22 protein-coding genes, 1 riboswitch and 1 other annotated feature are annotated in these 26,541 nt (G+C 49.6%); of the genes, 19 read left to right on the plus strand and 3 right to left on the minus strand.

Annotated elements, in window-relative coordinates:
* Positions 1-24 precede the first annotated feature (24 nt).
* Together AB1K89_RS10060 and AB1K89_RS10065 are read left to right on the plus strand one after the other, a co-directional pair.
* Positions 25-756 carry a cryptochrome/photolyase family protein gene (locus tag AB1K89_RS10060; RefSeq protein WP_413054636.1) on the plus strand — a complete coding sequence of 244 codons (732 nt, stop codon included), beginning with the start codon at positions 25-27 and terminating at the stop codon, positions 754-756.
* Between the two features lie 193 nt (positions 757-949).
* A complete protein-coding gene (locus AB1K89_RS10065; RefSeq protein ID WP_413054637.1) occupies positions 950-1,204 on the plus strand; it encodes a hypothetical protein in 255 nt (84 codons plus the stop codon).
* A gap of 241 nt (positions 1,205-1,445) precedes the next feature.
* On the opposite strand, the gene metH is transcribed toward AB1K89_RS10065, so the two are convergent.
* Positions 1,446-4,883 (minus strand): methionine synthase, encoded by a 3,438-nt coding sequence (metH, locus tag AB1K89_RS10070; protein WP_413054638.1) that lies wholly within the window; start codon positions 4,881-4,883, stop codon positions 1,446-1,448.
* Positions 4,876-6,723 (minus strand): bifunctional homocysteine S-methyltransferase/methylenetetrahydrofolate reductase, encoded by a 1,848-nt coding sequence (locus AB1K89_RS10075; RefSeq protein WP_413054639.1) that lies wholly within the window; start codon positions 6,721-6,723, stop codon positions 4,876-4,878. Before AB1K89_RS10075 ends, metH begins: the two co-directional genes overlap by 8 nt.
* A gap of 319 nt (positions 6,724-7,042) precedes the next feature.
* Positions 7,043-7,148, minus strand: a riboswitch (SAM riboswitch).
* 114 nt (positions 7,149-7,262) lie between these two features.
* Between AB1K89_RS10075 and AB1K89_RS10080 the strand changes: the two genes are divergently transcribed.
* The 3 genes from AB1K89_RS10080 to AB1K89_RS10090 all read left to right on the plus strand — a co-directional run bounded on the left by AB1K89_RS10080 (position 7,263) and on the right by AB1K89_RS10090 (position 10,001).
* Complete coding sequence (locus AB1K89_RS10080) at positions 7,263-7,442, plus strand: hypothetical protein (protein ID WP_413054640.1); 180 nt, start codon at positions 7,263-7,265, stop codon at positions 7,440-7,442.
* A 141-nt stretch (positions 7,443-7,583) separates the two neighbouring features.
* Positions 7,584-8,180 (plus strand): biotin transporter BioY, encoded by a 597-nt coding sequence (locus tag AB1K89_RS10085; RefSeq protein ID WP_413054641.1) that lies wholly within the window; start codon positions 7,584-7,586, stop codon positions 8,178-8,180.
* Between the two features lie 144 nt (positions 8,181-8,324).
* Positions 8,325-10,001, plus strand: a complete 1,677-nt coding sequence (locus AB1K89_RS10090; RefSeq protein WP_413054642.1) for a hypothetical protein — start codon at positions 8,325-8,327, stop codon at positions 9,999-10,001.
* A 58-nt stretch (positions 10,002-10,059) separates the two neighbouring features.
* Here the strand turns inward: AB1K89_RS10090 and AB1K89_RS10095 are convergent, their stop codons facing one another.
* Positions 10,060-11,586 (minus strand): AbgT family transporter, encoded by a 1,527-nt coding sequence (locus AB1K89_RS10095; RefSeq protein ID WP_413054643.1) that lies wholly within the window; start codon positions 11,584-11,586, stop codon positions 10,060-10,062.
* Between the two features lie 627 nt (positions 11,587-12,213).
* Here AB1K89_RS10095 and AB1K89_RS10100 point away from each other — a divergent pair.
* The 14 genes from AB1K89_RS10100 (at position 12,214) to AB1K89_RS10165 (ending at position 26,532) form a co-directional block, all read left to right on the plus strand.
* On the plus strand, positions 12,214-12,684 hold the full coding sequence (locus AB1K89_RS10100; RefSeq protein WP_413054644.1) for a CtsR family transcriptional regulator: 471 nt from the start codon (positions 12,214-12,216) through the stop codon (positions 12,682-12,684).
* 26 nt (positions 12,685-12,710) lie between these two features.
* Positions 12,711-13,274 (plus strand): UvrB/UvrC motif-containing protein, encoded by a 564-nt coding sequence (locus tag AB1K89_RS10105; RefSeq protein WP_413054645.1) that lies wholly within the window; start codon positions 12,711-12,713, stop codon positions 13,272-13,274.
* Positions 13,264-14,346 carry a protein-arginine kinase McsB gene (mcsB, locus tag AB1K89_RS10110; protein WP_413054646.1) on the plus strand — a complete coding sequence of 361 codons (1,083 nt, stop codon included), beginning with the start codon at positions 13,264-13,266 and terminating at the stop codon, positions 14,344-14,346. The genes AB1K89_RS10105 and mcsB overlap by 11 nt, the downstream gene beginning before the upstream one ends.
* Before the next feature lie 178 nt (positions 14,347-14,524).
* Complete coding sequence (gene clpC / locus AB1K89_RS10115) at positions 14,525-16,972, plus strand: ATP-dependent protease ATP-binding subunit ClpC (RefSeq protein WP_413054647.1); 2,448 nt, start codon at positions 14,525-14,527, stop codon at positions 16,970-16,972.
* Positions 16,973-17,041: 69 nt separating this feature from the next.
* On the plus strand, positions 17,042-18,412 hold the full coding sequence (gene radA, locus AB1K89_RS10120; RefSeq protein WP_413054648.1) for a DNA repair protein RadA: 1,371 nt from the start codon (positions 17,042-17,044) through the stop codon (positions 18,410-18,412).
* Between the two features lie 183 nt (positions 18,413-18,595).
* Positions 18,596-19,699: a PIN/TRAM domain-containing protein gene (locus AB1K89_RS10125; RefSeq protein ID WP_413054649.1), complete on the plus strand. Its 1,104-nt coding sequence runs from the start codon at positions 18,596-18,598 to the stop codon at positions 19,697-19,699.
* 22 nt (positions 19,700-19,721) lie between these two features.
* Complete coding sequence (gene ispD / locus AB1K89_RS10130) at positions 19,722-20,417, plus strand: 2-C-methyl-D-erythritol 4-phosphate cytidylyltransferase (RefSeq protein WP_413054650.1); 696 nt, start codon at positions 19,722-19,724, stop codon at positions 20,415-20,417.
* Positions 20,417-20,890, plus strand: coding sequence for a 2-C-methyl-D-erythritol 2,4-cyclodiphosphate synthase (gene ispF / locus AB1K89_RS10135; RefSeq protein ID WP_413054651.1), 474 nt, complete (start codon positions 20,417-20,419; stop codon positions 20,888-20,890). The genes ispD and ispF overlap by 1 nt, the downstream gene beginning before the upstream one ends.
* A 52-nt stretch (positions 20,891-20,942) precedes the next feature.
* On the plus strand, positions 20,943-22,403 hold the full coding sequence (gene gltX / locus AB1K89_RS10140) for a glutamate--tRNA ligase (protein ID WP_413054652.1): 1,461 nt from the start codon (positions 20,943-20,945) through the stop codon (positions 22,401-22,403).
* A gap of 108 nt (positions 22,404-22,511) precedes the next feature.
* Positions 22,512-22,732, plus strand: a binding site (T-box leader).
* Between the two features lie 61 nt (positions 22,733-22,793).
* Positions 22,794-23,459, plus strand: a complete 666-nt coding sequence (cysE, locus tag AB1K89_RS10145) for a serine O-acetyltransferase (RefSeq protein ID WP_252504732.1) — start codon at positions 22,794-22,796, stop codon at positions 23,457-23,459.
* On the plus strand, positions 23,440-24,837 hold the full coding sequence (gene cysS / locus AB1K89_RS10150) for a cysteine--tRNA ligase (protein ID WP_413054653.1): 1,398 nt from the start codon (positions 23,440-23,442) through the stop codon (positions 24,835-24,837). Before cysE ends, cysS begins: the two co-directional genes overlap by 20 nt.
* The gene (locus AB1K89_RS10155; RefSeq protein WP_252504730.1) at positions 24,834-25,265 is read left to right on the plus strand and encodes a Mini-ribonuclease 3; all 432 of its coding nucleotides are present in this window, start codon (positions 24,834-24,836) and stop codon (positions 25,263-25,265) included. Before cysS ends, AB1K89_RS10155 begins: the two co-directional genes overlap by 4 nt.
* Complete coding sequence (rlmB, locus tag AB1K89_RS10160) at positions 25,262-26,020, plus strand: 23S rRNA (guanosine(2251)-2'-O)-methyltransferase RlmB (RefSeq protein WP_413054654.1); 759 nt, start codon at positions 25,262-25,264, stop codon at positions 26,018-26,020. The genes AB1K89_RS10155 and rlmB overlap by 4 nt, the downstream gene beginning before the upstream one ends.
* Positions 26,017-26,532 carry an NYN domain-containing protein gene (locus AB1K89_RS10165; protein WP_413054655.1) on the plus strand — a complete coding sequence of 172 codons (516 nt, stop codon included), beginning with the start codon at positions 26,017-26,019 and terminating at the stop codon, positions 26,530-26,532. Before rlmB ends, AB1K89_RS10165 begins: the two co-directional genes overlap by 4 nt.
* The last annotated feature ends 9 nt before the right edge of the window (positions 26,533-26,541 follow it).

Below are 26,541 nucleotides of genomic sequence, written 5' to 3' on the forward strand. Positions count from 1 at the left end.
CTCATTTCGAGCGGCACTTCCTCCATGCTCGCTCCATATATTGCTGCAGGTAACATTAGTGTGAAGGCGATGTGGCATTCTGCGAAAAGAGTATATGAGGAGACGCCGGAAATAGAGTTTCATCGATCGATTGATACTTTTCTCAAACAATTGATATGGCGTGATTTTGCCTACCATCAACTAATTCATTACCCAGACATTATCCAGATTCCATTGCGGAAGCAATTTGCAGACTTCCCCTGGCAAGGCACAGATGAGCAGCTCGTGAAATGGAAAAGGGGGCAGACGGGCTATCCGCTCGTCGATGCCGGCATGCGGGAACTGTGGGAAACGGGTATGATGCATAATCGTGTACGAATGGTAACCGCCTCGTTTTTAGTCAAACATCTGTTGATCCCGTGGGGAGAGGGCTACGGCTGGTTCAAAAATACGCTTCTTGACTTTGATACCGCCAACAACGCAATGGGATGGCAATGGATAACAGGATGCGGCATTGACTGTGCGCCTTACTTTAGAGTTTTCAATCCGTTCCTGCAAAGCGAAAAGTTTGACCCGGATGGCGAGTATATCCGGAAATGGGTGCCGGAACTTTCCAGTCTGCAAGCCCCGTATATCCATAGGCCGTGGGAAGCCCCAATAACTGTTCTTGAAGAAGCCGGTATTCAAATAGGAGAGACATATCCTTCACCTATCGTCGATCACGCAACTGCGAGGAAACGAGCATTACAGGCCTATCAAGAAGTGAAAGGGAAATAGATGGCTGATGAGATAGAGACAAGCACACAGAACAATTAACTAGTAAAATTCCTTTCGTCCATGGTCGCTCGCCCGTATGTCCCGGCCATTTTCACATGTAATAGGTAGAGGGGGGTGAGTGAAGATGATGATGCACCACGGACACTGTGGACATTGTGGAGGACGATGCGGAGGGTTTTGTGGAGGAAACCAAATGATGCCAATGAGCCAACTGCAACCAATCGTTTGCCCGACACAATGTCGTTTTAATGACCAATTCTTCCCAGTTGAACAACCATTTATTCATCCGATTGTCAACGTCAATAGGCAGCATCCTGTTATCACGCCGCGGCACTATTTTACTGAGACAACGGAAAACGTAATGGGCGCGCCGGTATTCCCTGGACAAGGGCCTGGTTTTGGTAGAAGGGGCAAAGGCTTCTTCGGCTTTGGGAGAAGAGGATTCTAACAGCAATACAGCTGTTTCCGGCGTCGAGCAATTCGACAAAGGAACAGCTTTTTTGTTGTTTTGAATCGCGTCGAGGGGAGAGGGGATGATACAACAGACCCCCCGCGTCCAAAGTGAGCCCTCGCGCGTCCAAAGCCGCCTCATCTGCGCCCAAATTGAGCCCCAGCGCGTCCAAAGTAACACATCACGCGCCCAACCCCACCCACCAAAAAAGCCGCCCCATAAAGAGGCGACTCAATCCTTAATCTACATTAAAATACCGCGCATCTGGATGTGCGAATACGATTGCCGATACAGATGCTTCCGGCTCCATCATGAACTCCTCGGTCAAATGGACGCCGATGTCCTCCGGTTTCAGCAAGCCAAAGAGCTTCGCTTGATCCTCAAGGTTCGGACAAGCCGGATAGCCGAACGAGAAGCGCTGGCCTTGGTATTTGGCCGCGAACCGGTCGCGCATCGTAAAGTCGGTGGCGTCCGGGAAGCCCCATTGGTCCCGGATTTCCTGATGGACACGCTCGGCGAATCCTTCCGCAAGTTCAAGCGCTGTCGCTTGGAACGCATGGCTCTCGAGGAATTTCCCTTCCGCCTTCAACCTGTTCGCATACTCCCGTACACCGTGTCCTGCTGTTACTTGCATGAGCGCGACATAGTCCATTTCACCGCTGTCCACCGTCTTCAAATAGTCGGCGAGGCAAAGGAACGGTTCCTTGCTTTGACGAGGGAATGTGAAACGCTCGATTTCCGTCTTCGCGTCTTCCGGATCATAAATAATCACATCGTCTCCGTCCGCCTGGGCGGGGAAGAACTGGTACAAGCCGGAAGCGGATAAATTCCCCGACTCTAGGAAGGCTGTCACCATTTCATGTAGCTGCACTGCACGCTCCTCGCCATTCGCAAGCATCTTGTCGACGTTGCCGCGCAAGCCTAAATGATGACCGATTAGCGTCCGCATATTGACGTAAGGGTACAAATGCGAGACGGAGTAATCTCTAAGGACGCGTCTACGCAAGTCCGAGGGGATGAAAACCGGCGCATCTTCCCGCACTGTCTTCACTGGCCGAGGCAATACGGCAACCGCGGTGTCCCGCGTCGCGCGGTTTGCCTCCGACTCGAGACGCTTCTCCTGCTTTTCCACGAGTTCATTCAGCAAAGCCTCTTTGTCCCCGCTCTGCAACCGGTTTGCGAGGTCGAGCCCTTGCATCGCATCTTTCGCATAGATGACCGGCCCATCGTATTCTGGTGCGATCTTCGTCTCCGTGAATCTGCGCGTCAACGCGGCGCCGCCGACCATGACGGGCGTATCGATGCCTGCCGCCTTGAAATCTTGGGCGGTGAGCACCATTTGCTGTGCAGACTTCACGAGCAATCCGGACAGCCCGATAATGTCCGGCTTCTCTTTCCGGATGACGTCAATGAGGGTCGCTGGCGTCACTTTAATGCCAATGTCGATGACGCGGAACCCGTTGTTGCTCAAAATGATATCAACGAGGTTTTTTCCGATGTCATGGACATCCCCTTTGACCGTCGCCAATATGATTTTCCCTTTTCCGGAATCGTCCTCTTTCTTCTCCATGAACTGCTCGAGGAATGAAACGGAAGCCTTCATCACTTCTGCACTCTGCAACACTTCCGCAACAATCAGCTGGTTGTCATTGAACAAGCGGCCGACCTCCGACATCCCTTCCATCAACGGTCCGTTAATGACTTCGAGCGGCGTATCGTACATCTCGAGCGCGGCCTCCAAATCGGGGATCAGACCTTCTTTCGTCCCTTCGACGACATAATACGCGAGCCTTTCAGGAACCGTCTTCGGTATATCGTCCTCGGTCTTCTCTTTCTTCTTATCCCGGTAAAAATCAGTGAAATCCGCAAGCGTCTGGTCGGTCGTCGTGAACAGAAGATCATTCGCAAGCTTTATTTCATTGTCCGGAATGGAAGCGTACCGTTCCAACTTCTCCGTGTTGACAATCGCGTAATCAAGTCCCGCCTGGGTGCAATGATACAAGTACACCGCGTTCAGTACTTCACGGCCGACAGGGGGCAGCCCGAAGGAAACGTTACTCACACCGAGCGTCGTCAACGACCGCGGCATTTTTTCCTTGATCAGACGGATGCCTTCGATCGTTTCAACCGCCGACCCGATGTATTGTGCATCACCAGTTCCAACAGGGAACACGAGCGGATCGAAAATGATATCTTCAGGAGCGATTCCCCATTTGTTCACAAGGAGATCATAGGAGCGTTCCGCGATTTCGAGTTTCCGTTCGCGTGACACTGCCATTCCGATTTCATCAATCGTCCCGACGACGACGGCGGCGCCGAATTTCTTCACGAGAGGCAGCACCGCGTCGAAACGTTCTTCGCCGTCCTCCAAGTTGATGGAGTTGATGATCGCTTTCCCTTGAGAGAATTTCAACGCCTCTTCGATGACCTTTTCATCTGTCGAGTCGATGACGAGAGGCACTTTCACCTTTTTAACGACTTCCTGCATGAATTTTTTCATGTCTTCAAGCTCGTCACGATCCGGATTTGCGAGGCAAATATCTAGGACGTGAGCACCGCCGCGCACTTGAGCACGTGCAATCTCGGAAGCCTCCTCGAATTTTTCGTCGACGATCAACCGTTTGAACTTCCTTGAACCGATGACATTCGTCCGCTCACCGATCAACAGCGGGCGCATCGATGGGTCATACAACAACGGTTCGATGCCTGAAACAGCATGGTCATGCCCGTTCTCAGGCTTGTGGCGCGGGGTGAGGCCGTCAACCGCTTCACGGAGCGCGCGGATATGATCAGGGGTCGTGCCGCAACAGCCGCCGACCATATTCAACCATCCTTTTTCCGCGAATCCTTTCAGCTTCAAGGATAAGGATTCAGGCGATTCATGGTAGTGACCTTCTTCGTCTGGCAATCCGGCGTTCGGATAGCACGTGACGTAGCTCGTCGCAAGATCAGAAAGCGAGCGCAGATGATCCGTCATGAATTCCGGACCTGTCGCGCAGTTCAATCCGACGGACAGCGGCTTAATATGCTCGATTGATATATAGAACGCTTCGATGCTCTGACCGGCCAAAGTCGTTCCCATCGGTTCAATCGTCCCCGATATCATGACAGGGAGCTCGATGCCTATTTCGTCGAAAGCCCGTTTGATCCCGATTGTCCCGGCTTTCACATTGAGCATGTCTTGGCTCGTTTCCATCAATAAAAGATCGGCGCCGCCTTCGATCAATGCCTTCGCCTGGACGTAGAAATCCTCGGAAAGCTTGTCGAATGTAATTCCTCCTGTGACGGAAAGCGTCTTCGTTGTCGGACCGATCGCACCGGCGACGTAACGCGGCCACTCCGGTGTCGAATAGTCGGCGGCACACTTTTTCGCGATTTCCACAGCCTTTATATTAATTTCTGACGCTCGGTGGCCGAGGCTGAATTCGTCCAGTACGAGGGGGGTCCCCCCGAATGTGTTCGTGCAGATGATATCCGCTCCCGCCTCCAAATAGGCCCGGTGGATTTTATCGAGGATATCGGGGCGTAGGATGTTCAAATATTCGTTACAGCCATCGTATTCCTCTCCGCCGAAATCGTCTGTCGAGAGATCTTCCGCTTGCAGCATTGTGCCCATCGCTCCGTCTATGATGAGGATTCTGTTTTTTAACTGTTGTTCGATTGGATGTTTAGGCATGGACAATACTCCTCTCCTTCTTCCCGTCAAGTTCTTTTATATGGCTGATGAGTTCCAAGGACATGTCATAGCGGAGAAACGGCGTAATGATATAGATGCCGTTGAATAGTTCCGCTGCTGTGTCGATCAGTTCCTTAGCGATGTTGATGCCTTCCCGGGTCGCTTTTTCACGGTCATCCCCGCATGCGGCCATCCGGTCGAGCACTTCTTCGGACAGTTTGATGCCCGGTACTTCATGATGCAGGAATTCGGCATTTCGAATATTTGTGAGCGGCATGATGCCGATGAAGATCGGTGTATCCAAATGCTTCGTTGCTTCGTGAATGTCGATGATCTTCTCCTTCGTATAAACGGGCTGTGTAATGAAATAATCCGCCCCGCACTCAATTTTCTTTTCGAGACGTTGCACAGCACGGTCGAGAACTCGGACGTTCGGATTAAATGCCGCAGCGACCGAGAATTTCGCCTTTTTGCGAAGCGGCTTGCCCGTGAAAGAAATTCCTTCGTTCAATTGTTTGATTAGCTGCAGCAACTCCATGCTGGAGACGTCATAGACGCTCGTCGCGCCGGGGAAATCGCCCACTTTCGTCGGATCTCCCGTGACGGCGAGGATGTCATGGATTCCAAGCGCATCGAGCCCCATCAAATGGGATTGCAGCCCGATCAAGTTGTGGTCACGACACGTCAAGTGGACGAGCGGCCGGATATGATGTTCATGCTTCAACATCGACCCCATCGCCATATTGCTAATGCGAGGGGAGGCGAGGGAATTGTCCGCCAATGTGACGGCGTCCACACCGGCTGCCTGCAATTCGTTCGCGCCGATGAAGTATTGCTCCGTCTCCAAATGGCGGGGCGTATCCAGTTCCACGATGACCGTTCTTTGTGTTTTAGCTTTAATGTGAAGCGGTTCGTGTTTTGTAGGCTCTGCTTCCCGGATGATGATCGGTTTTTCAGGCGTGACGACTTTTTTCGTGACCGGCGGCAGTCCCGCCAACTGTTTTTTCGCGGCAGCGATATGCTTTGGCGTCGTTCCGCAGCATCCCCCGATCAGGCGGACGCCCTCATCGCGGAGGAGTGTTGCTGCACGCCCGAAATAATCGGCTTCGGACGCATAAACGATCCGTCCATCCTCGACATCGAGCAAGCTTGCATTCGGAGCTGCGGAGAGAAACGCTCGCTCTGGAATCGTCACTTTTTCAAATGCTTGGATCGTATGGTAAGGACCTAGCCGGCAATTGACGCCGACGACATCCGCTCCTAGCGATTCCAGCTGATGAAGCGCGTCATTGAGATTCATTCCATTTTGCAAAACACCGGGCTCATCCATCGCGACTTGCGCAATGAGCGGCAGATTCGTCAGTTTCCGCAGCTCGGTAACGACCGTCGACAATTCTTCAAAATCGTAATAAGTCTCCAGCAACAGTCCGTCGGGATCGCCTGAAAGCAAAGCATCCGCCTGTTCACGCACCATCGTCAGCACTTCGGTTAGCGAAGCGTCACTTTTCCGGATGCCCCGCAGACCGCCGATTGTCCCAAGTACGAATTGATTGCCAGGCGCCGCGGCGCGCTTCGCAATCTGGATCGCCGCCTCATTGAATTCCTTCACCCGGTGCTCCATGCCATAACGGGCAAGTTTGAGAGAATTGGCACCATATGTATTTGTCTGGATGATATCGGCACCTGCGTCGATATACTCGCGGTGGATCTTCTCGATGATTTCAGGCTTCTCAACGTTCAATTCCTCATAACAAAAATCAATGCCATATGAATAAAGCAGCGTCCCCATCGCCCCATCCGCCACCAGTACATTATCTTTCAACCGATCAAGCAATCTCATAAGAAATCATCCTCTCTTCAATCGATATCCCTTAACCTACTAATCCCTTGAACACATCCGGCATGCTGCCATCGGAAAAACGTATAAACGGCTCCAAATACGCATAAATCTCCCGAAAGGCGCATAAACATCGCCAAACACGCATAAAACCATCGAAAGACGCATAAACGCGGCAAGATGCGCATAAATGCGAGAAATCACGCATAACCTTCTCCAATTACGCATAAATGCATTTTCTCTATGCGAAAAATTTCGACAGAACTGAAAAATAAAAAAGCCTTCGCTGAAAAGAAGGCTTTGGATAGTGAATTCTCGCTTCTTCTCATCTGCCAGGCCGAAATGGACCTGCTGGAATTAGCACCTGACCGAAACGGCTGGTTGCTGAAGCTTCGACGGGCCAGTCCCTCAGCTTCTCTTGATAAGAATTTGTTATGCAGTTGTTTGAATAATTTAAAACATCATATCGTTAAAAATTGGATACGTCAATAGGTGAATTGTGATAGAATGGGCCTATGAATATAAGGTAGAAGGTGAATTCGTTGAGGATTTTCAAATTTTCCGTCCCGATTGCACTCCTTGTTGCCGGAATTGCATGGTGGATGCTCCATAAAAACTTTCAAGAAGTTCCGGGCATGTCGAGAGTGTGGATCACAATAGGCGCAGCCGTCCTAAGCGGAATACTCGCCCATTTTTTATTCCCAAAAAGTGAAGACAATTAACGTTGATACAGGAATCGATAGCGAATGATGCTATCGGTTTTTTTATTCGCAGATGTTTGGTTAACTGAAATGAAAATTAGGTTGACACAATTTGAGTTAACTTTTATTCTATTGTAGATAACTTAAATTATGAGGTGGATTATGACAACAGCTTCAGTGAATACGAAAAGCGGAATGAGCCCGCTCAGTCTCGTCTATTGTGGAATGTTTGCAGCATTAATGATGATCGGGGCGAATATTACGTCGTTCGTGCCGTTCCTTGTGATTGGCGGAGTGCCAATTACGTTACAAACCTTTTTCGCGGTGTTAGCGGGACTTCTGCTAGGAAGCCGGCTTGGCGCGATTGCAATGACGGTTTATATGGTCGTCGGTTTGGCGGGGGCGCCTGTTTTTGCGAAGTTCCATGGGGGTTTTGGCGCTATTTTGCTTCCGACTTTTGGTTTCATCGTCTCTTTCATATTGGTTGCGTTTGTAACAGGAAAAATTGTCGAAAAGTACGGCAGTTTACGCAGCTATATTGTCGCGGGGCTTGTAGGTCTCGTAGTGAATTATCTTTTCGGAACGAATTGGATGTATTTTGCCTATAAGCTATGGGCCGCAGCGCCTGACGCATTTAGCTATGCGGTCGCTTGGGCGTGGATGGTGCCGCCCCTTCCGAAAGATATTCTGCTGTCGATTCTTGCCGGATTTTTCGGTCACCGTATGTACAAAATTCTAAAAGTAAGGCGTGCATATTAATTTAATAATCAATCGGACTATCTGTAATGTGTTAATTCACTTTTGCAGATAGTTTTTTTGTGGATTCAAGCAGAAAAACGAATCGTTTGACGGTTTCGTCCGTATAGTAGAGGAGGATTAATTTCAAAAGAAAAGAGTGTTCACATGATAAATTTATTGTTATTCTCATTGGTCGCCGGTATCGTTTCCGCGATTATCATCGTACCATTTACGTCTGGCTCCAAAGAGGGGCAGCCTGCCTTCAATCGGATTGCAGCTATATCAGCAACGGTTGTACTCGTGGCGGCTCTGACGTTTGCCCTTTATTACGTTTCAAATATGGACAGGAATTGGACGTCGTTGTGGGCGCTAGCTCTCATCGTCACGCTAGCGGGCGTCGTGCTGGCAACCGGAAAGGAAAGAAGCGCTAAGGTTGTCCTTTTCTTGGCGGCATTAGCAGGCAGTTTGTTCATCCTGAGTGCGCCGCTTTTCAATGCGAATGAAAAATATAAAGCGGTGGAAATGGACCAACAGGTTGAAATCAAGGCGTTCGACGAAACGAAGACGCCTGCAAGCGTTCCACCCCAATTCGCCCGGAATAAAATGAAGAAGGCATTCGGTCAAGTGCCGAATACGAGCTACTATGAACTTGGCAATTTGCAAATCCAAAAGGTGGATGGGAAGTTCGTCTACATCGCACCGGTAGAGTTTTCGGGCTTCTTCAAATGGTTGAATGGGAAGACGACGCCCGGTTACTTCACGATGAGCGCGACCGATTCAGCGGATAATCCGAAGTTCGTGAAAACTGAAATGTCGTATACCCCTTCATCATACTTCCATAAACAAGTGGAGCGTCATATGCGGATGGCGATGCCGGATCTCATCTTCTACGGTGATGTGCAGCTTGAAATTGATGATGAAGGCAAGCCGCATTATATCCGTTCCTACGGAAACTTCATTACAGCGAGGAACGGATTCGACGTCAAAGGGATTGTCATGGTCAATCCGGGAAATGGGGAGGTGAATCAATACCCGCTATCAAAAGTCCCTGAATTCATCGATGGGGCGGTTTCGCCGGAAGCGGTCAGCCTCCAGAACAGCTATTTCGGAAAATACGTCCACGGATTCTGGAATTCAATCGTCGGGAAGAAGGATGTAAAACTGCCTTCCGACGAAGGAACGGAATCGAAAGTCAGCCCTGTATTCGATGAGAATGGCCATATGTATTATTTCACTGATTTCACGAGCCCGAAAGAAGGCGTCGACTCGATGCTCGGCTATGCATTGACGGATGGCCGTACAGGCGAGGCGACTTACTATACGGGCAACCTGGAAGAATCGTATATGGATTCACAAGGCGCCCTTCAAATTATCGAGAAGAAATTCATTGAGAAGAAATGGACCGGGGAAATGCCGGTACTTTATAACTTCTATGGGGAAGCGAGCTGGTTGACGCCGGTACTTGACTCGAACGGCTTCCTGCAAAACTACTTCATCGTTTCGGCAGCGAACCCGGAAATCTCCGTGTACGCCAATTCGCCGAACGAAGCGTTGAGGCTTTACAAAACGGCATTGCAACGTGGCGGCAGCACAGTCGACGGCAGCTCGAACGCCGAGGAGGGAAAAGCATCGGTTACTGTCGTGCGTGTCTACAAGGAACGCGCCGGCGACTTCACGATCGTTTCGATCCTTGCCGATGACGGCCGGAACTATATTGTCTCGACCGAAGCTGTTCCACTAGCAATCTACATCCAGGAAGGCGACCGACTCGCCATCACCTATTACGAAACAGGCGAACTCTTCCTCCCAGTCAAGGAACTGAAGAACGTTACAATTGAATAAAATGAAGGCAGCCTCCGAAATATCGGGGGCTGCCTTTACTTATGGACATTAATATTGATTATTTATTCAAAAATAGTTCACCTTGTGGTCCTAAAGGGATGCCGAGCAAGTACCAAACTGCGAATAGGATGATCCACATGATTGCGAATGCGATTGAGTATGGCAAAAGCGAGGTCATGAAAGTGCCAATTCCGATTTTCGGATCGTACTTTTTCGCGAATGTCAGAACGATGGCGAAGTATGCAAGCATTGGTGTAATCGGGTTGGTGATGGAATCACCGATGCGATAAGCGGCTTGCGTCAATGCCGGACTATATCCCATGATCATGAACATCGGTACGAAAACAGGTGCGAGAATCGCCCATTTTGCGGACGCGCTGGCAACTAGGAAGTTGATAAGGGCAGCGACGATAATGAAGCCGATGAACAGTGGTAGACCTTGCAAGCCTAAGTTTTCCAACAATTCAGCCCCTTTGATGGCTACGATTGGGCCGAGATTGCTCCAATTGAAGTATGCAATCATCTGTGCTGCTGCGAAAGAGATGACGATATACATGCCCATGCTGGACATTGCCTTCGCCAAATGATCTGCGAAGTCTTTTGAGTTGTTTAAAGACTTGACGATTTTTCCGTAAATAATTGATGGCACAAGGAAAAGGATCATCATTAATGGAACAAGGCTATCCATCAATGGCGAGGTCGTTAAACTTCCTGTTTCAGGATGACGAAAAAGCCCATTTGCAGGAAGTGAAAGAGCTAAAACAACGCCGATAATGAGAGCGACTGAAAGTGCAGCCCATCGTAGCCCCTTCTTCTCTAAAGATGAAACTTCTTCTAATACTTCAGTCTCCCCTTCATACTTGCCAAGTCGCGGTTCGACAATTTTAGTTGTGACAAGAACTGCAACAGGGACTAAAACTAAAGTGGAAACCGCTAAAAAGTAGTAGTTCATCCCTGGATTCCCTGAATAGGTAGGGTCATAGATATGTGCACCGATTTCTGTGAAGCCGTATATGAGAGGGTCCAATACATTAATGATTAGGTTTGCTGAAAATCCGCCCGCAACAGATGCATAGGCGGCTGCAAGTCCTGCAATCGGGTGTCTGCCAAGTGCAATGAAAATCATCGCAACAATTGGCGGCAAAACGACCATAGCCGCGTCAGCAGCAGCATTCCCTAAAATTGCGACAAGCACGATTGTCGGCAAGATGATTTTCTTTGGAGCATTCAAAATAGTCGTCTTCATGACTGTGGCGATTAAACCGGTTGACTCTGCCAACCCTACACCGAACATAACAACGAGGACGAGGCCGAGGGGTGGAAAGCTCGTAAAGTTTTTCACCAAATTAGATAAAATCATAATGAGGCCTTCACCGTTCAGCAAATTGACGACTTTCACCTCTTCGCCGGTTCCGGGATTGATAGCTGATGTACCGAGGACGCCGAAAATCGCTGAACAAACTAAAATAAGTGCGGCAATGTAAACGAACAACATTACGGGGTCGGGCAATTTGTTGCCGTATTTCTCGATGAAATCTAGAAATCTGTTGAACAACCCTTTATTGCGTATTTTAGCTGAATTCATTCTCACATTCCTCCTTCATTTAACTCTTCTACACTGTAACCTATTAAACAATATCGAACAATATGATTAATTAAATAATTATTGTTTGCTTGGACAATACTAGTTTGACTTAATGAAATCCGACAAAAAAGCAGCCCCAAAGTAAGGGGCTGCTCCTATGTTCTGTTTGGTGTGTGTACCAGGACTTTTTTTGGGGAATTATGAAAAGAGTTTGTTCAAAAGGACAGACTGCGCGATGCAAAGAAAAACGACTGTTTGCCTCAATCGTTTCCATCCGTCCTTTTTGAACAAGACTCCATGAAGAGGAAGAAGAGGTGCACAAAATCCTCAACTAGTTTATTACCCTATTTTTCCTATTCTAAACATTAGATGCTTGCGAATTTACTTTTTGTTGATTGTAGCGTAAGGCGGCGACTCCTGCGGGAAAGCGAGACAGGGGAGACCCCGCAGGAAGCAAAGCGAACGAGGAGGCTCACCGCTCGCCCGCGGAAAGCGTCCGCCTGCAGCGAAAATCAACTTTTTCTGTTAATTTGCATATCAATTGCGCGCTAGATGTATTTTCATGTACAATTAAGTCAAAGATAGTCAAAGTCAATGGCTTAACACCGGAAGAAAAGAGGTGACATCATGCGAAACATTTCCGACATTATAGAAGGGTATTTAAAGGCGATTATCGAAAAAGAAGATAGCGGGACTGTAGAAATCAAACGGAGCGAAGTCGCAGAGAAATTCCAGTGCGTTCCTTCGCAAATCAATTATGTCATTAACACCCGCTTTACTGTAGAACGTGGATATGCCGTCGAATCGAAGCGTGGAGGTGGAGGGTATATCCGGATTTACCGCGTTCAGACAAATTCGCATAAGGAATTAATTGAACATATTTTAGAAGGAATCCAACAAGGTGCGACGTATACGATGGCCGAAGGAATCATTTACAGGCTAATGAAAGAGGAAGTAATTTCGGAGAGAGAGTCGAGGCTCATCTTAGCTGCGGTGGACCGGACGACTCTCCAATACCCATTGCCGGAACGCGATCTTATGCGGGCGCGGGTTTTGCAGGCAATGCTTAAAACCCTCATCTATAGGCAGCTTGAATAGAATTCGACGAATACGAGGTGCAGATTATGCTATGCGACAATTGCAAAGAACGGCCGGCTTCCGTGCTCTTCACCCAGGAAGGCATGGGAGGGTCGACGGAACGTCATCTATGTGAGAAATGCGCGTTCCAAACCCAAATGTTCCATTTCGATCCGAATCAGGAACCGTTGTCAATCCAACAATTCCTTTCCCATTGGTTCGGAGGGAGCGAATCGATTCAGCCTTTCCAGCAGTCGAGGGAAAGCATGCCGGATGGGCAGATTTGTCCGGACTGCCAATTGACGTTCAGGAAATTCCTCGATATCGGCAAGTTCGGTTGCCCGACGTGCTACGACACATTCAAAGAGTATTTGCCGCGTATTTTCAGCAAGCTCCATAACGGACATACGACGCATGTCGGGAAAATTCCGGTCTCCCTCAATGAACGGTTCGCCTTGAAAAAGAAGGTCGAAGAGATCCGGTTGAAAATGCAAGAAGCAATCGAGACGGAACGTTTTGAAGATGCCGCGGCATTGAGGGATGAAGCGAATGCGTTGAAAGAGCGTTTGGCAGAAGGCAGCAATGGAGGTGAAGGCAGCGATGTCAATTAATAAATTCATGAAAGGCGCTGTCACAGGATGGATGACGTCGCATGGGGAGCACTCGGATATCGTCATGTCGACGAGGATCCGTTTGGCCCGGAATTTAAGGGGATATCGATTCCCGATCGCGTTCACGGCCGAAGAGGCGCAGAAGGTCGACTCGCAAGTTTCGGCCGCCTTGCTTACTTCCGATGAAAAAGGGTATTCCTATATGAAGATGTTAGAACTTCCAGCTCTGGAAAGGCAAGTGCTCGTTGAGAAGCATTTGGTCAGTCCGCAGTTGACGGATGTAAAACGACATGGAGCGGTCATCCTGTCGGAAGATGAGACGTTGAGCATCATGGTGAACGAAGAGGACCATATCCGCATCCAATGCATCTATCCGGGCTTCCAGTTGGAAAATGCCTACGATCATGCGGACTCTGTCGATAACTATTTGGAGAATAATCTTCCTTACGCCTTCGACGAGGATTTCGGCTACTTGACGAGCTGTCCGTCAAATACGGGCACGGGCATGCGTGCGTCGGTAATGATGCATTTGCCTGCACTGACGATCACGAAGCAGATTGAGCGCATCATCCCGGCTATTTCTAGACTAGGAATGATCGTCAGAGGGAGCTACGGAGAGGGAAGCGAAGCGCCGGGCAATATTTATCAGGTTTCGAATCAGACGACTTTGGGCAAACCGGAGAAAGAGATCCTTTCCGATTTGAAAAATGTGGCGCTCAGGCTTATTGCCCACGAGAGGCGCTCACGTGAAATCCTCCTATCGAAATCGCGCGTTGCGCTGGAAAACAAGCTTTTCCGCTCGCTCGGCACGATTATGTATGCAAGATTGCTGCCATCGGGTGAAGCGGCCCGCTGTCTGTCGGACGTACGTCTCGGCATCGATTTGGGGATCATCGAGGATGTCGATATGTCCATATTGAATGAGTTGATGATCTTCATGCAGCCCGGTTTCCTCCAGCAATATGCCGGGGAGGAGTTGACGGCGGAGGAGAGGGATATCTTCAGAGCCGATCTATTCCGAGAACGACTACGTTCGGAGCAGCAAAGAGAGGAAAAAAATAAAGAAAACTAGGCAATACTTTTGCAACGTACTTTTCTATTTATTATACTTAAGTCAAAGATGGTCAAAGTCAATTTAGTTGGAAATGGATTGCTTTTTGATTCATTGGAATAGAGTAAGAGGAATTCCTATTCCACACTTTCAATAGTGGGAACAGGATAGACGTTACTATAGAAGGAGTGGAAAGAATATGATGTTCAATCGTTTTACACAACGGGCACAAAAAGTCCTGCAGCTTGCACAAGAAGAAGCGATCAGACTGAAACATGAATCCATCGGCACCGAGCATATTTTATTGGGACTCATACGGGAAGGTGGCGGCATCGCTGCGAAAGCTTTGGAAGCGATCGACGTCAGTTTCGAAACGATAGAAAAAGGAGTAGAAAGCCTCGTCGGTTCCGGATCGAAGGAAGTCGGTCCGATTGTCCATTACACGCCGAGGGCGAAAAAGGTCATCGAGCTTTCTGTCGATGAATCGAGAAAGCTCGGCCATTCCTATATCGGGACGGAGCATATTCTGTTGGCGCTCATCCGCGAAGGGGAAGGGGTGGCTGCACGCGTATTGAATAATGCAGGTGTTAGCTTGAACCGCGCGAGACAGCAAGTACTTCAATTGCTTGGAAGCAATGATAACGCTGTCGGCAATCAAGGCACTTCATCATCTGCCTCCACACCGACGCTTGACAGCCTAGCCCGCGATTTGACGGAAGTGGCACGTGAAGGGACGCTTGACCCTGTCATCGGTCGCAGCAAGGAAATTACACGAGTGATCGAAGTGTTGGCTCGCCGTACAAAGAACAACCCTGTATTGATCGGGGAGCCGGGCGTCGGTAAAACGGCGATTGCGGAAGGGCTTGCGCTTCAGATCGTCCATAATGAAGTGCCTGAAATCCTACGTGACAAACGCGTCATGACTTTGGATATGGGAACGGTCGTCGCTGGCACGAAATACCGCGGCGAATTTGAAGACCGTATGAAAAAAGTGATGGAGGAAATCCGTCAAGCAGGAAATATCATTCTATTCATTGATGAATTGCATACACTTATCGGGGCTGGCGGAGCCGAAGGGGCGATTGATGCTTCGAATATTTTGAAGCCGTCGCTAGCTCGCGGGGAATTGCAATGCATCGGTGCCACGACGCTTGATGAATACCGTAAATATATCGAAAAAGACGCTGCGCTTGAAAGACGTTTCCAACCGATTCAAGTCGATGAACCGACTGTCGATGAGACGATTTTGATCATCAAAGGCTTGCGTGATCGATATGAAGCGCATCATCGCGTGAAGATTACGGATGAAGCGATCGAGGCCGCTGCGAAAATGTCGGATCGGTATATTTCTGACCGCTTCCTTCCGGACAAAGCGATCGACTTGATCGATGAAGCGGGTTCGAAAGTGCGCCTCCGTTCGTATACGACACCTCCGAATTTGAAGGAGCTCGAAGCGAAGCTGGAAGCGATCCGCCACGAAAAGAATGCCGCGGTGCAAAGCCAGGAATTCGAAAAGGCGGCATCATTCCGCGATAAAGAGCAGAAGATGAAGGAAGAGCTCGAAAAGACAAAGACGGAATGGAAAGAGAAGCAAGGCAAAAAAGAATCAGAAGTGACAGTTAACGACATTGCGGAAGTCGTCGCAATGTGGACGGGAGTGCCGGTCGCGAAAATTGCCGAAACGGAAACTGCCAAGCTGTTGAACATGGAAGAGCTTCTGCATGAACGTGTCATCGGGCAGAAGGAAGCCGTAACGGCCATTTCAAGGGCGATTCGGAGAGCCCGCGCCGGATTGAAGGATCCGAAGCGTCCGATCGGTTCATTCATCTTCCTCGGACCTACGGGTGTCGGGAAGACCGAATTGGCAAGAGCGCTTGCAGAAGCGATGTTCGGGGATGAAGATGCGATGATCCGCATTGACATGTCCGAGTATATGGAGAAGCATTCGACGTCCCGACTCGTCGGTTCACCTCCGGGGTATGTTGGCTATGACGAAGGCGGTCAATTGACCGAGAAAGTCCGCAGAAAGCCTTATTCAGTCGTCTTGCTGGATGAAATTGAAAAGGCTCACCCTGACGTCTTCAATATTCTACTTCAAGTGCTTGAGGATGGAAGATTAACGGATTCCAAAGGTCGCACGGTCGATTTCCGCAACACGGTCGTCATCATGACGTCGAATGTCGGAGCGGAGACGTTGAAACAAAACCGATACGTCGGATTCAATTTGCAAGACGGCGAACGTGATTACGAGGATATGAAATCAACGATGCTAGACGCGTTGAAAAAAGCGTTCCGTCCGGAGTTCTTGAACCGTGTAGATGAAATGATCGTCTTCCACTCGCTTGAGAAGGAGCATTTGAGAGAAATTGTCACGCTCATGTCGAACGAATTGACGAAACGTCTTGCAGAGCAAGATATTATACTCGAGTTGACAGATGCGGCGAAATTGAAAATCTCTGAAGAAGGATACGACCCGGATTACGGTGCTCGTCCGTTACGCCGGGCTTTGCAAAAGCATGTTGAGGACCGTCTATCTGAAGAGCTGTTGAGCGGAACAGTTCTGACAGGTGGAAAAGTGATCGTCGATGTAGAGGATGGCGAGTTCGTCGTCAAGACGGATCGCGTTGCAGTGGCAGAAAAACAATAATAGGATGGCCCTCCCGTAGAGTTCGCTATCTACGGGAAAGGGCTGTCCTTTTCGTGTATGGAGGTAAATATGGCAAAACGGAAAACGAAGTTCATGTGCAGGGACTGCGGCTATGAATCGCCGAAGTGGATGGGGAGGTGCCCCGGCTGCGGCGAATGGAATACGATGGATGAGGAAGTGGAAATCGTCAGCAAAGGTCCACGAGGCGCTTTCAAGCATACTGAAACCATCCAGCAGAAAGCGATGCCGATCAGTTCGATTGAAACCGTTGAGGAACCGAGGGTGAAAACGGAGCTCGGCGAATTGAACCGGGTGCTTGGCGGAGGTATCGTTCCGGGCTCGCTAGTTTTGATCGGCGGTGATCCGGGCATAGGGAAATCGACGTTGCTGCTGCAAGTCTCTTCACTTCTCGCGAATCAAAAGCAACGCGTTCTTTACATATCAGGTGAGGAATCAATCAGACAGACGAAGCTGCGAGCCGAACGTCTCGGCGTTGCTTCGGATGAGCTGTACATTTATGCAGAGACCGATTTGGCGAAAATACATGAGACGATTAACGACGTGCAACCGAAGTTTGTCATTGCCGACTCGATCCAGACGATCCACCATCCCGAAGTGACATCGGCCCCCGGCAGTGTTTCGCAAGTGCGGGAGTGTACGGCTGAACTGATGCGCATTGCGAAGACGCAAAATATTGCTATTTTCATCGTCGGCCATGTGACAAAAGACGGACAGATTGCAGGTCCGCGCCTTCTCGAGCATATGGTGGATACAGTCCTCTATTTTGAAGGGGAGCGCCATCATACGTACCGGATTTTGCGCAGCGTGAAGAACCGGTTCGGCTCAACGAATGAAATCGCGATTTTTGAGATGTTGCAATCCGGATTGAAGGAAGTTTTGAACCCGTCAGAGCTATTCTTGCGGGAAAGGTCTCAAGGAGGCGCGGGATCGACTGTCGTAGCCTCGATGGAAGGGACACGTCCAATTCTCGTCGAAATCCAGGCACTAGTGACTCCGTCAAGCTTCAATTACCCGAAGCGGATGGCGACCGGAATCGATCAGAACAGGGTGTCGCTGTTGATGGCTGTTCTGGAAAAACGGATGGGTATGCTCTTGCAAGCACAAGACGCCTATATCAAGGTCGCTGGCGGCGTAAAGCTTAACGAACCGGCAATCGACTTGGCGGTCCTCGTCAGCATCGTTTCGAGTTACCGGGATGCGGCTGCGGGAGCGACAGACTGCTTCATCGGTGAAGTCGGGTTGACGGGTGAGGTGCGCCGAGTGTCCCGCATTGAACAGCGTGTGACGGAGGCGGCGAAACTAGGATTCGAAAAGGTCGTCATCCCGTCTTCGAATATCGGCGGATGGGATTTTCCGGAAGGAATTCAAGTAGTCGGTGTCGAAACGATAAGTGAGGCATTAAACATCGCATTTTCGTGAAAAATGAAAGGATATGGGACTTTTTTAAGGGAGTTCCATATCCTCAGTTTTTCGATATAAGGAACTTCGCCGACTTTTCTTCTGTCCTATACTTACCGGTGAAACATCGGTTTCGATGGTTCAAAACGGCGTAGCATATGGAAAACATGTATAGTTGTTAGTAATGAAATGGAGGTGTCGTACATGTTAAAAAGAGTAGTTCAGATAGGACTGCTGCTGATCGGGGGAACGCTCGGCGTATTATTTCTACCGTATTTATTCACTTTATCTTCTTTTACTTCAAAGCCGATGATTGACAATCCTTACGTAGCTGCTGTCCTAGGGGCGATCGTGTTATATTTGCTTAGCCTTTTCATCGCAGACCCGATCGTGAATTTCATTAAATGGATGGAGGACCGCCTGTTGAAGGCCCCGATTTTCGATCTTCTGTTCGGAACGATCGGCCTGATGGTCGGATTAAGTGTCGCCTTTCTTGTCAGCTTTGGGCTGAGCAGTGTGGAAATTCCGGTCATTACGTCCATTCTGCCCGTCCTTCTTTCCATCCTTCTTGGATATCTCGGTTTCCAAGTCGGCTTCAAGAAGCGTGAGGAGTTTTCCCACGCAATTTTCGCGGCAAGGAACAGCAATCCGAAAAAGAGGGATGGTGTGGACGCTTTGGGGGAACCGGATGCGAAGATCCATAAAATCTTGGATACGAGCGTCATCATTGACGGAAGGATTGCAGACATCGCTTCGACCGGCTTTCTGGAAGGGCTTCTCGTCGTTCCGCAATTCGTCTTGACGGAGCTCCAACATATCGCGGATTCATCCGATTCTTTGAAGCGTACGAAAGGAAGGCGCGGCCTTGATGTCCTGAAGCGTTTGCAGACGGATGACGGTCCGAGCGTTTTGATCACTGACGAAGATTTTGCGGACGTTGCGGAAGTCGACCTGAAGCTTGTTCGTCTTGCGAAAAGCATGAATGGCCAGGTCGTTACAAATGACTTCAACTTGAACAAAGTGGCGGATCTGCACGGTGTAGCGGTATTAAACATCAATGATTTGGCGAATGCAGTGAAGCCGGTCGTCATTCCTGGCGAGGAGATGCACGTTGTCGTCATCAAGGATGGGAAGGAGCATAACCAAGGTGTCGCCTATTTGGATGATGGTACGATGATTGTTATTGAAGACGGAAGAATGCATATTGGCAATGCGATCGATGTCGTCGTCACGAGTGTTTTGCAGACTTCTGCGGGCCGGATGATCTTCGCGAAGCCGAAAAATGGCAAAGCCGCAAAGGCGCATTGAAGTAGAAAGCTGAGGAACGATGATGAAGACATATACAGTAATGCTCCCAGCAGCGGGAAGCGGCCGGCGTATGGGCGCCGGATTCAACAAGCTGTTTTTGGAGATGGCGGGCAAGCCGATCCTTATACACACATTGGATGTATTCGAACAGGATCCGGCCTGCTCAGGAATGATCCTCTCCGTGAAAGAAGAGGAAAAGCGGGAAATCGAAGGAATGCTTGAGCGTTTCGGCATTACGAAAGTGGCTGCGCTCGTCGAAGGCGGGGCGGAGCGGCAGCAAAGCGTGGCGGCTTGCATTCGTGCTCACAAGGCCGGGGGGATCGTCCTCGTCCATGATGCGGCACGTCCGTTTATCAATCAGGATGTCATCCGTGAGCTTGTCGATGTTGCCGATGAGCATGGTGCCGCAATTGCCGGTGTCCAAGTGAAGGATACGATGAAGGTTGCGCCGGGCGGCATTGTCGAGGAGACAGTGGACCGTTCAAAGCTTTGGGCGATTCAGACGCCGCAAGCATTCCGCTATGACCTTCTGAAGGAGGCGTCCGATAAAGCCGAAGCCGAGGGGTTCCTTGGAACGGATGAGTCGATGATCGTCGAACGGTTAGGTCATCCGGTAAGAGTTGTGGAAAGTACGTATGACAATGTTAAAATGACGACGAAGGAGGACCTCCTGTTTGGCGAGGTCCTCTTGAAACATAGACGGCAGGAGGATTTCTGATGATTCGTATAGGACAAGGGTTTGATGTACATCAGTTTGAGGAAGGGCGGCCTTTGATCATCGGTGGCATTACAATTCCTTATGAGAAGGGATTGACAGGGCATTCCGATGCGGATGTCCTATTACATACGGTGACCGACGCTGCGTTAGGGGCAATCGGGGAAGGGGATATCGGCAGGCATTTCCCGGACACGGACCAGGCATTCAAGGATGCGGATTCGGCGGTCCTTCTTCAAAAAGTATGGGAAATCGTAGAGACGAAAGGCTACCGGTTGGGCAATATCGATTGCACAATCATGGCACAAAGACCGAAAATGGCGCCGCATATCGAAACGATTCGCGCCCGCATCGCAGAATTGTTGAACGCGGACGTGTCCCAAGTGAACGTCAAGGCGACGACGACGGAAAAACTGGGCTTTGTAGGCAGGGAAGAGGGCATTGCCTCAATGGCGACGATTCTCCTTTTAAAATAAACAAGGCAGTGTTAAAATACACAGGAATAACAACGAACGGAGATGCACTCAAATGACAACAGAAGTACGTGTACGTTATGCGCCGAGTCCGACCGGCCATTTACATATTGGCGGAGCCCGGACAGCATTGTTCAATTACCTATTTGCAAAACACCATGGCGGTAAATTTATTATCCGCATCGAAGATACCGACACTGAGCGGAATATCGAAGCGGGCGAATTATCCCAGCTGGATAATTTGAAATGGTTGGGGATCCATCACGACGAGTCCGTTGATATCGGCGGAGAATACGGCCCTTACCGTCAAATGGAACGTCTGGACTTGTATACGAAATATGCGCAGGATATGCTTGACGGAGGACATGCCTACAAATGTTTCTGTACAACGGAAGAGTTGGAGGCGGAGCGTGAAAAGCAGAAAGCTTCTGGCATCGCCGCACCGATGTACGCAGGGACTTGCCGTCATCTGACTGCTGAAGAAGTCGCTGAAAAGGTAGCAGCAGGCATGCCGTATACGATTCGCATGCGTGTACCTGAACAGGTCACATATACAGTGGATGATCTCGTCCGTGGGGAAGTATCGTTTGAATCGAAAGATGTAGGCGACTGGGTGCTTGTGAAGGCGAATGGTATCCCGACATACAACTTCGCGGTTGTTATCGATGACCATCTGATGAAAATTTCGCACGTTTTCCGCGGTGAGGAACATTTGACGAATACACCAAAACAATTGATGGTATATGATGTGTTCGGCTGGGAGTACCCACGTTTCGGGCATATGACGCTGATCGTCAATGAAGAGCGGAAAAAGCTTTCAAAGCGCGACGAATCGATTATTCAATTCATTTCCCAATACAAGGATCTCGGCTATTTGCCGGAAGCGATGTTTAACTTTTTCGCGTTGCTTGGCTGGTCGCCTGGCGGTGAAGAAGAAATTTTCACGCATGATGAATTGATTAAGCTTTTCGATGAAAGCCGACTTTCCAAATCGCCGTCCATGTTCGATAAAACGAAGTTGACGTGGATGAACAACCAATACGTGAAGAAGCTCAGCTTGGACGAAGTGATCGAATTGACGCTGCCGCATCTTCAGGCGGCTGGGCGTGTAAGCGAAGAGATGACGGAAGAGGAACGCCGATGGGTGCACGACCTGATCGCCCTTTACCATGCGCAATTAAGCTATGGGGCTGAAATCGTCGAATTGACCGCCCAATTCTTCAATGACCATATTGAATATGATGAACAATCTCAAGAAGTTCTTTCAGGGGAACAGGTGCCAGAAGTGATGGCATCCTTCCAACGTCAGTTGTCTGCGCTTGAATCATTTGATGCTGCCTCGATCAAAGCGGCCATCAAAGAGGTGCAAAAGGAAACGGGCCATAAAGGGAAGAATTTATTCATGCCGATCCGCGTCGTCACAACCGGACAGACGCATGGTCCTGAATTGCCGGACTCCATTGCGTTGATTGGCAAGGAAAAGACGATTGAACGGGTATCGAAATACGCTAATTAATAACTTGATCCTGCCGAATACGCCTCCTGCTGCAAGTGGAAGGGCAAGGCTGATTTAGTTGACTTTAGGCATTTTCTAGGTACAATTAACGTACATTCATTTAAAAGAACGAAAGCTTTGATAAGGAGAAGTACACATCTCATGCTCTTCAGAGAGGATCATCACCGGCTGCAAGTGATCCGTGCCTCTGCGATGTGGAAATGCACCTTTGAGCGCCGTGCCGAACGAAGAAGTAGGCCGGACGCATCGCCGGCGTTATAGGCGTCAAGCGGAAAGGGATCAAACTCCTTTCAAGCGGAGTGGAACCGCGCATTCAATGCGTCTCTGTCTAGTTGTAGACAGGGGCGCTTTTTGCATTGAATCAAAAATTAAGAACAGGGGGCGAAAACAGTGTTTCGTAGGATGAAGGAAGACATCCGTTGCATTTTTGAACAAGATCCTGCAGCGCGCAGCACGTTTGAGGTGGTACTTACGTACTCCGGCCTTCATGCGGTATGGGCGCACCGGATTGCGCATGCTCTCTATAAAAAAAACTTCCTGTTTCTTGCGAGGCTCATTTCGCAGATCAGCCGTTTTTTCACAGGCATCGAAATCCATCCTGGTGCGACGATCGGCAGGCGCCTATTCATTGACCACGGCATGGGGATTGTCATTGGCGAGACTTGTGAGATCGGCGACGATGTGACGTTATACCAAGGTGTGACGTTGGGGGGAACGGGCAAAGAAAAAGGGAAGCGACACCCGACGCTTGGCAATAATGTGCTCGTCGCTTCTGGGGCGAAGGTGCTCGGCTCCATTACAATCGGTGAAAACAGCAAGATTGGTGCAGGATCGGTCGTTCTGATCGATGTTCCGGCCGATTCAACTGTCGTCGGTATTCCGGGCAAGGTCGTCGTGACGAACGGCGTACGGGTGAGAGATAAGCATGACCATCGCAACTTGCCGGACCCTGTGGAGGATACGTGCAACCGACTGGAAGCGGAAATCGCATTACTGAAGAGACGGATAGAAGAACTTGAGAAGGAAGGGAAAACCGATGAGTATTCAAATTTATAATACATTGACACGGAAGAAGGAGCCTTTCATCCCACTAGAGGAAGGGAAAGTGAAGATGTATGTGTGCGGACCTACCGTTTACAACTACATTCATATCGGCAATGCGAGACCGGTCATCGTATTTGACACAGTACGCCGCTATTTGCAATATCGTGGTTTCGACGTCAATTATGTATCTAACTTTACGGATGTTGATGACAAAATCATCAATACGGCTAACGAGCTTGGCGAAGAGGTCGGGGAGTTGACAGAACGCTTCATCAACGCCTATTTCGAGGACGTCGGAGCACTAGGTTGCGGTAAGGCGGACGCCCATCCACGGGTGACGGAGCATATCGATGACATCGTCGCATTCATTCAAGTGCTTGTAGATAAAGGCTACGCCTACGAAGCGCAGGGCGATGTATATTACAGGACGCGCAAATTCGAAGGCTACGGCAAGCTGTCCCATCAGTCGGTTGATGAGCTGAAAGTCGGTGCGCGCATCGAAGCAAGCGGCATTAAAGAAAATTCTCTCGACTTCGCGTTATGGAAAGCGGCGAAGGAAGGGGAAATCGCTTGGGATAGCCCGTGGGGTCCCGGCAGACCTGGCTGGCATATCGAGTGCTCTGTCATGGCGAGAGAGCATTTAGGTGATACGATCGACATCCATGCGGGTGGTCAGGATTTGACATTCCCACATCATGAAAATGAAATTGCGCAGTCCGAGGCGATGACCGGGAAGCAGTTCGCGCGATACTGGATGCATAATGGCTATATAAATATCGATAATGAAAAGATGTCGAAGTCGCTCGGGAATTTCATTCTCGTCCACGATATTCGCAAGCAGATCGATCCGAAAGTGCTTCGTTTCTTTATGCTGTCCGTGCATTACCGTCATCCGGTGAATTTCTCGCAAGACCTTGTTGAAAGCGCGGCAAATGGTTTGGACCGCATCCAAACGGCGTATAACAACTTGAAACACCGTTTAAGTACGTCTGCTGATTTGGGCGACCAACAAGATATATGGACACATAAAGTGGATGAGGCAGTCCTTCAATTTGAAAGCGCAATGGACGATGATTTCAATACTGCGAATGCCATTGCCGCTGTGTTCGAACTCGTGAAAACTGCCAACGTATATTTGTTGGAGAAGAATACGCAAACAGCCGTACTCGAATATTTCATTACCGCATTTGACCGACTGATGGAAGTGCTCGGCTTGCCATTCGGCGGGGAAGAGCTGTTGGATGATGAAATCGAAGGGCTGATCGAGGAGCGCTTGACTGCCCGCCGGGAACGGAATTTCAGCCGTGCAGACGAAATTAGGGATCTTTTGAAAGAAAAAGGGATCATCCTGGAGGATACCGCTCAAGGCACGCGGTGGAAAAGAGGATGAGCGGCGTATATACATTGCGTGACGTGGACGTGAAACAGCTGAACGCACTTGCCCTCGCCTATATGGGGGACGCGGTTTACGAGCAGGCGGTCCGTGAACATTTGCTGCGCTCGGGCCGCGTGAAGCCGAACACCCTTCATAAGGAGGCGACCCGGTATGTATCCGCAAAAGCCCAGGCATCGGCTGTCAAGATGATGCAGGAAACCGGCTTCCTCACCGAAGAGGAGGAAGCGGTCCTGCGCCGCGGGCGGAATGCGAAATCGGGGTCGGTCCCGAAGAACACCGATGTCGTTACTTATAACTATAGCTCGGCATTCGAGGCGGTACTCGGATACCTATATTTGTTAGGCAGAAACGAACGGGTAGGGGAAATCATAGGCAGGACAATGCAGTTCATCGAAAATCCGAATGAGGAGGGTGCATCATGACAAATCAGGAATCAGAATTGATCGGCGGCAAAAACCCAGTCGTGGAAGCACTTCGTTCCGGCAGGGAACTGAATAAGATCTGGATTGCCGAAGGGTTGAATAAAAAAAGCATCGGGGAGATTTTGTCGCTTGCAAAACAATCGGGAATCGTCGTCCAAGCGGTGCCGAAACAGAAACTGGACGGAATGCTTGACGTGAACCATCAAGGCATCATCGCCTCGGTTGCCGCCTATTCATATGCGGAGCTGGATGATTTGTTTGCAGTTGCGAAAAATCGTGGTGAGGATCCCTTCTTCCTCATCCTTGACGAATTGGAAGATCCGCATAATCTTGGCTCGATCTTACGGACGGCGGATGCTTCGGGCGTGCATGGCATCATCATCCCGAAGAGGCGTTCGGTCGGCTTGACGGGAGTCGTCGCAAAAGCATCGACGGGAGCAATTGAGCATATACCTGTCGTCCGCGTGAACAATCTCTCGCAAACGGTGGAGGAATTGAAGAAGGCGGGTGTCTGGATTGCAGGGACTGACGCCCAAGGCTCGCAAGACTACCGCTCGATGGATGCAACATTGCCTCTCGCCATCATCATTGGCAGCGAAGGGAAGGGAATGTCCCGCATTTTAAAGGAGAAGTGCGACTTCCTTTATCATTTGCCGATGGTCGGGCATGTGACATCATTGAATGCTTCTGTCGCCGCGTCCTTGCTCATGTATGAAGTGTTACGCAAACGCAACCCCCAAACGCCGGGGTCATGAAAAAGGATATTTTGCTCGTCGATGGATACAACATCATCGGGGCATGGCCGGAATTGCGGAAATTGAAGCTTGAAAATCTAGCGGAAGCCCGTGACCGGCTCATCGAAAGGATGGCCGAATATAAGGCGCATACAGGCTGGCGTGTCATCATCTTGTTCGATGCGCACTTGATGCGCGGAATTGAAAAGAAGGACTGGAAGCATAAAGTCGAAGTCGTTTTCACCCGTGAAAATGAAACCGCCGATGAACGCATCGAAAAAATGGTATCGGAGCTGAGCGGGCGCCGGGTCCAAATTCATGTGGCCACATCCGATCTAACGGAGCAATGGGTCATTTTTGCGCAAGGCGCCCTCCGCAAATCGGCTCGCGAGCTGGAAATTGAAATGAATGAAATCGATAAATTGATTACGAAAAAAGTGAAGGAAATCCAAGAGGACCGACCGTTTTCCAAGATTCAATTGTCCGACGAGGTGGCAGAAATATTTGAAAAATGGCGGCGCGGAATGAAATGAACGGTTGAC

It is taken from the genome of Sporosarcina pasadenensis, assembly GCF_047228845.1.
GTDB lineage: Bacteria > Bacillota > Bacilli > Bacillales_A > Planococcaceae > Sporosarcina.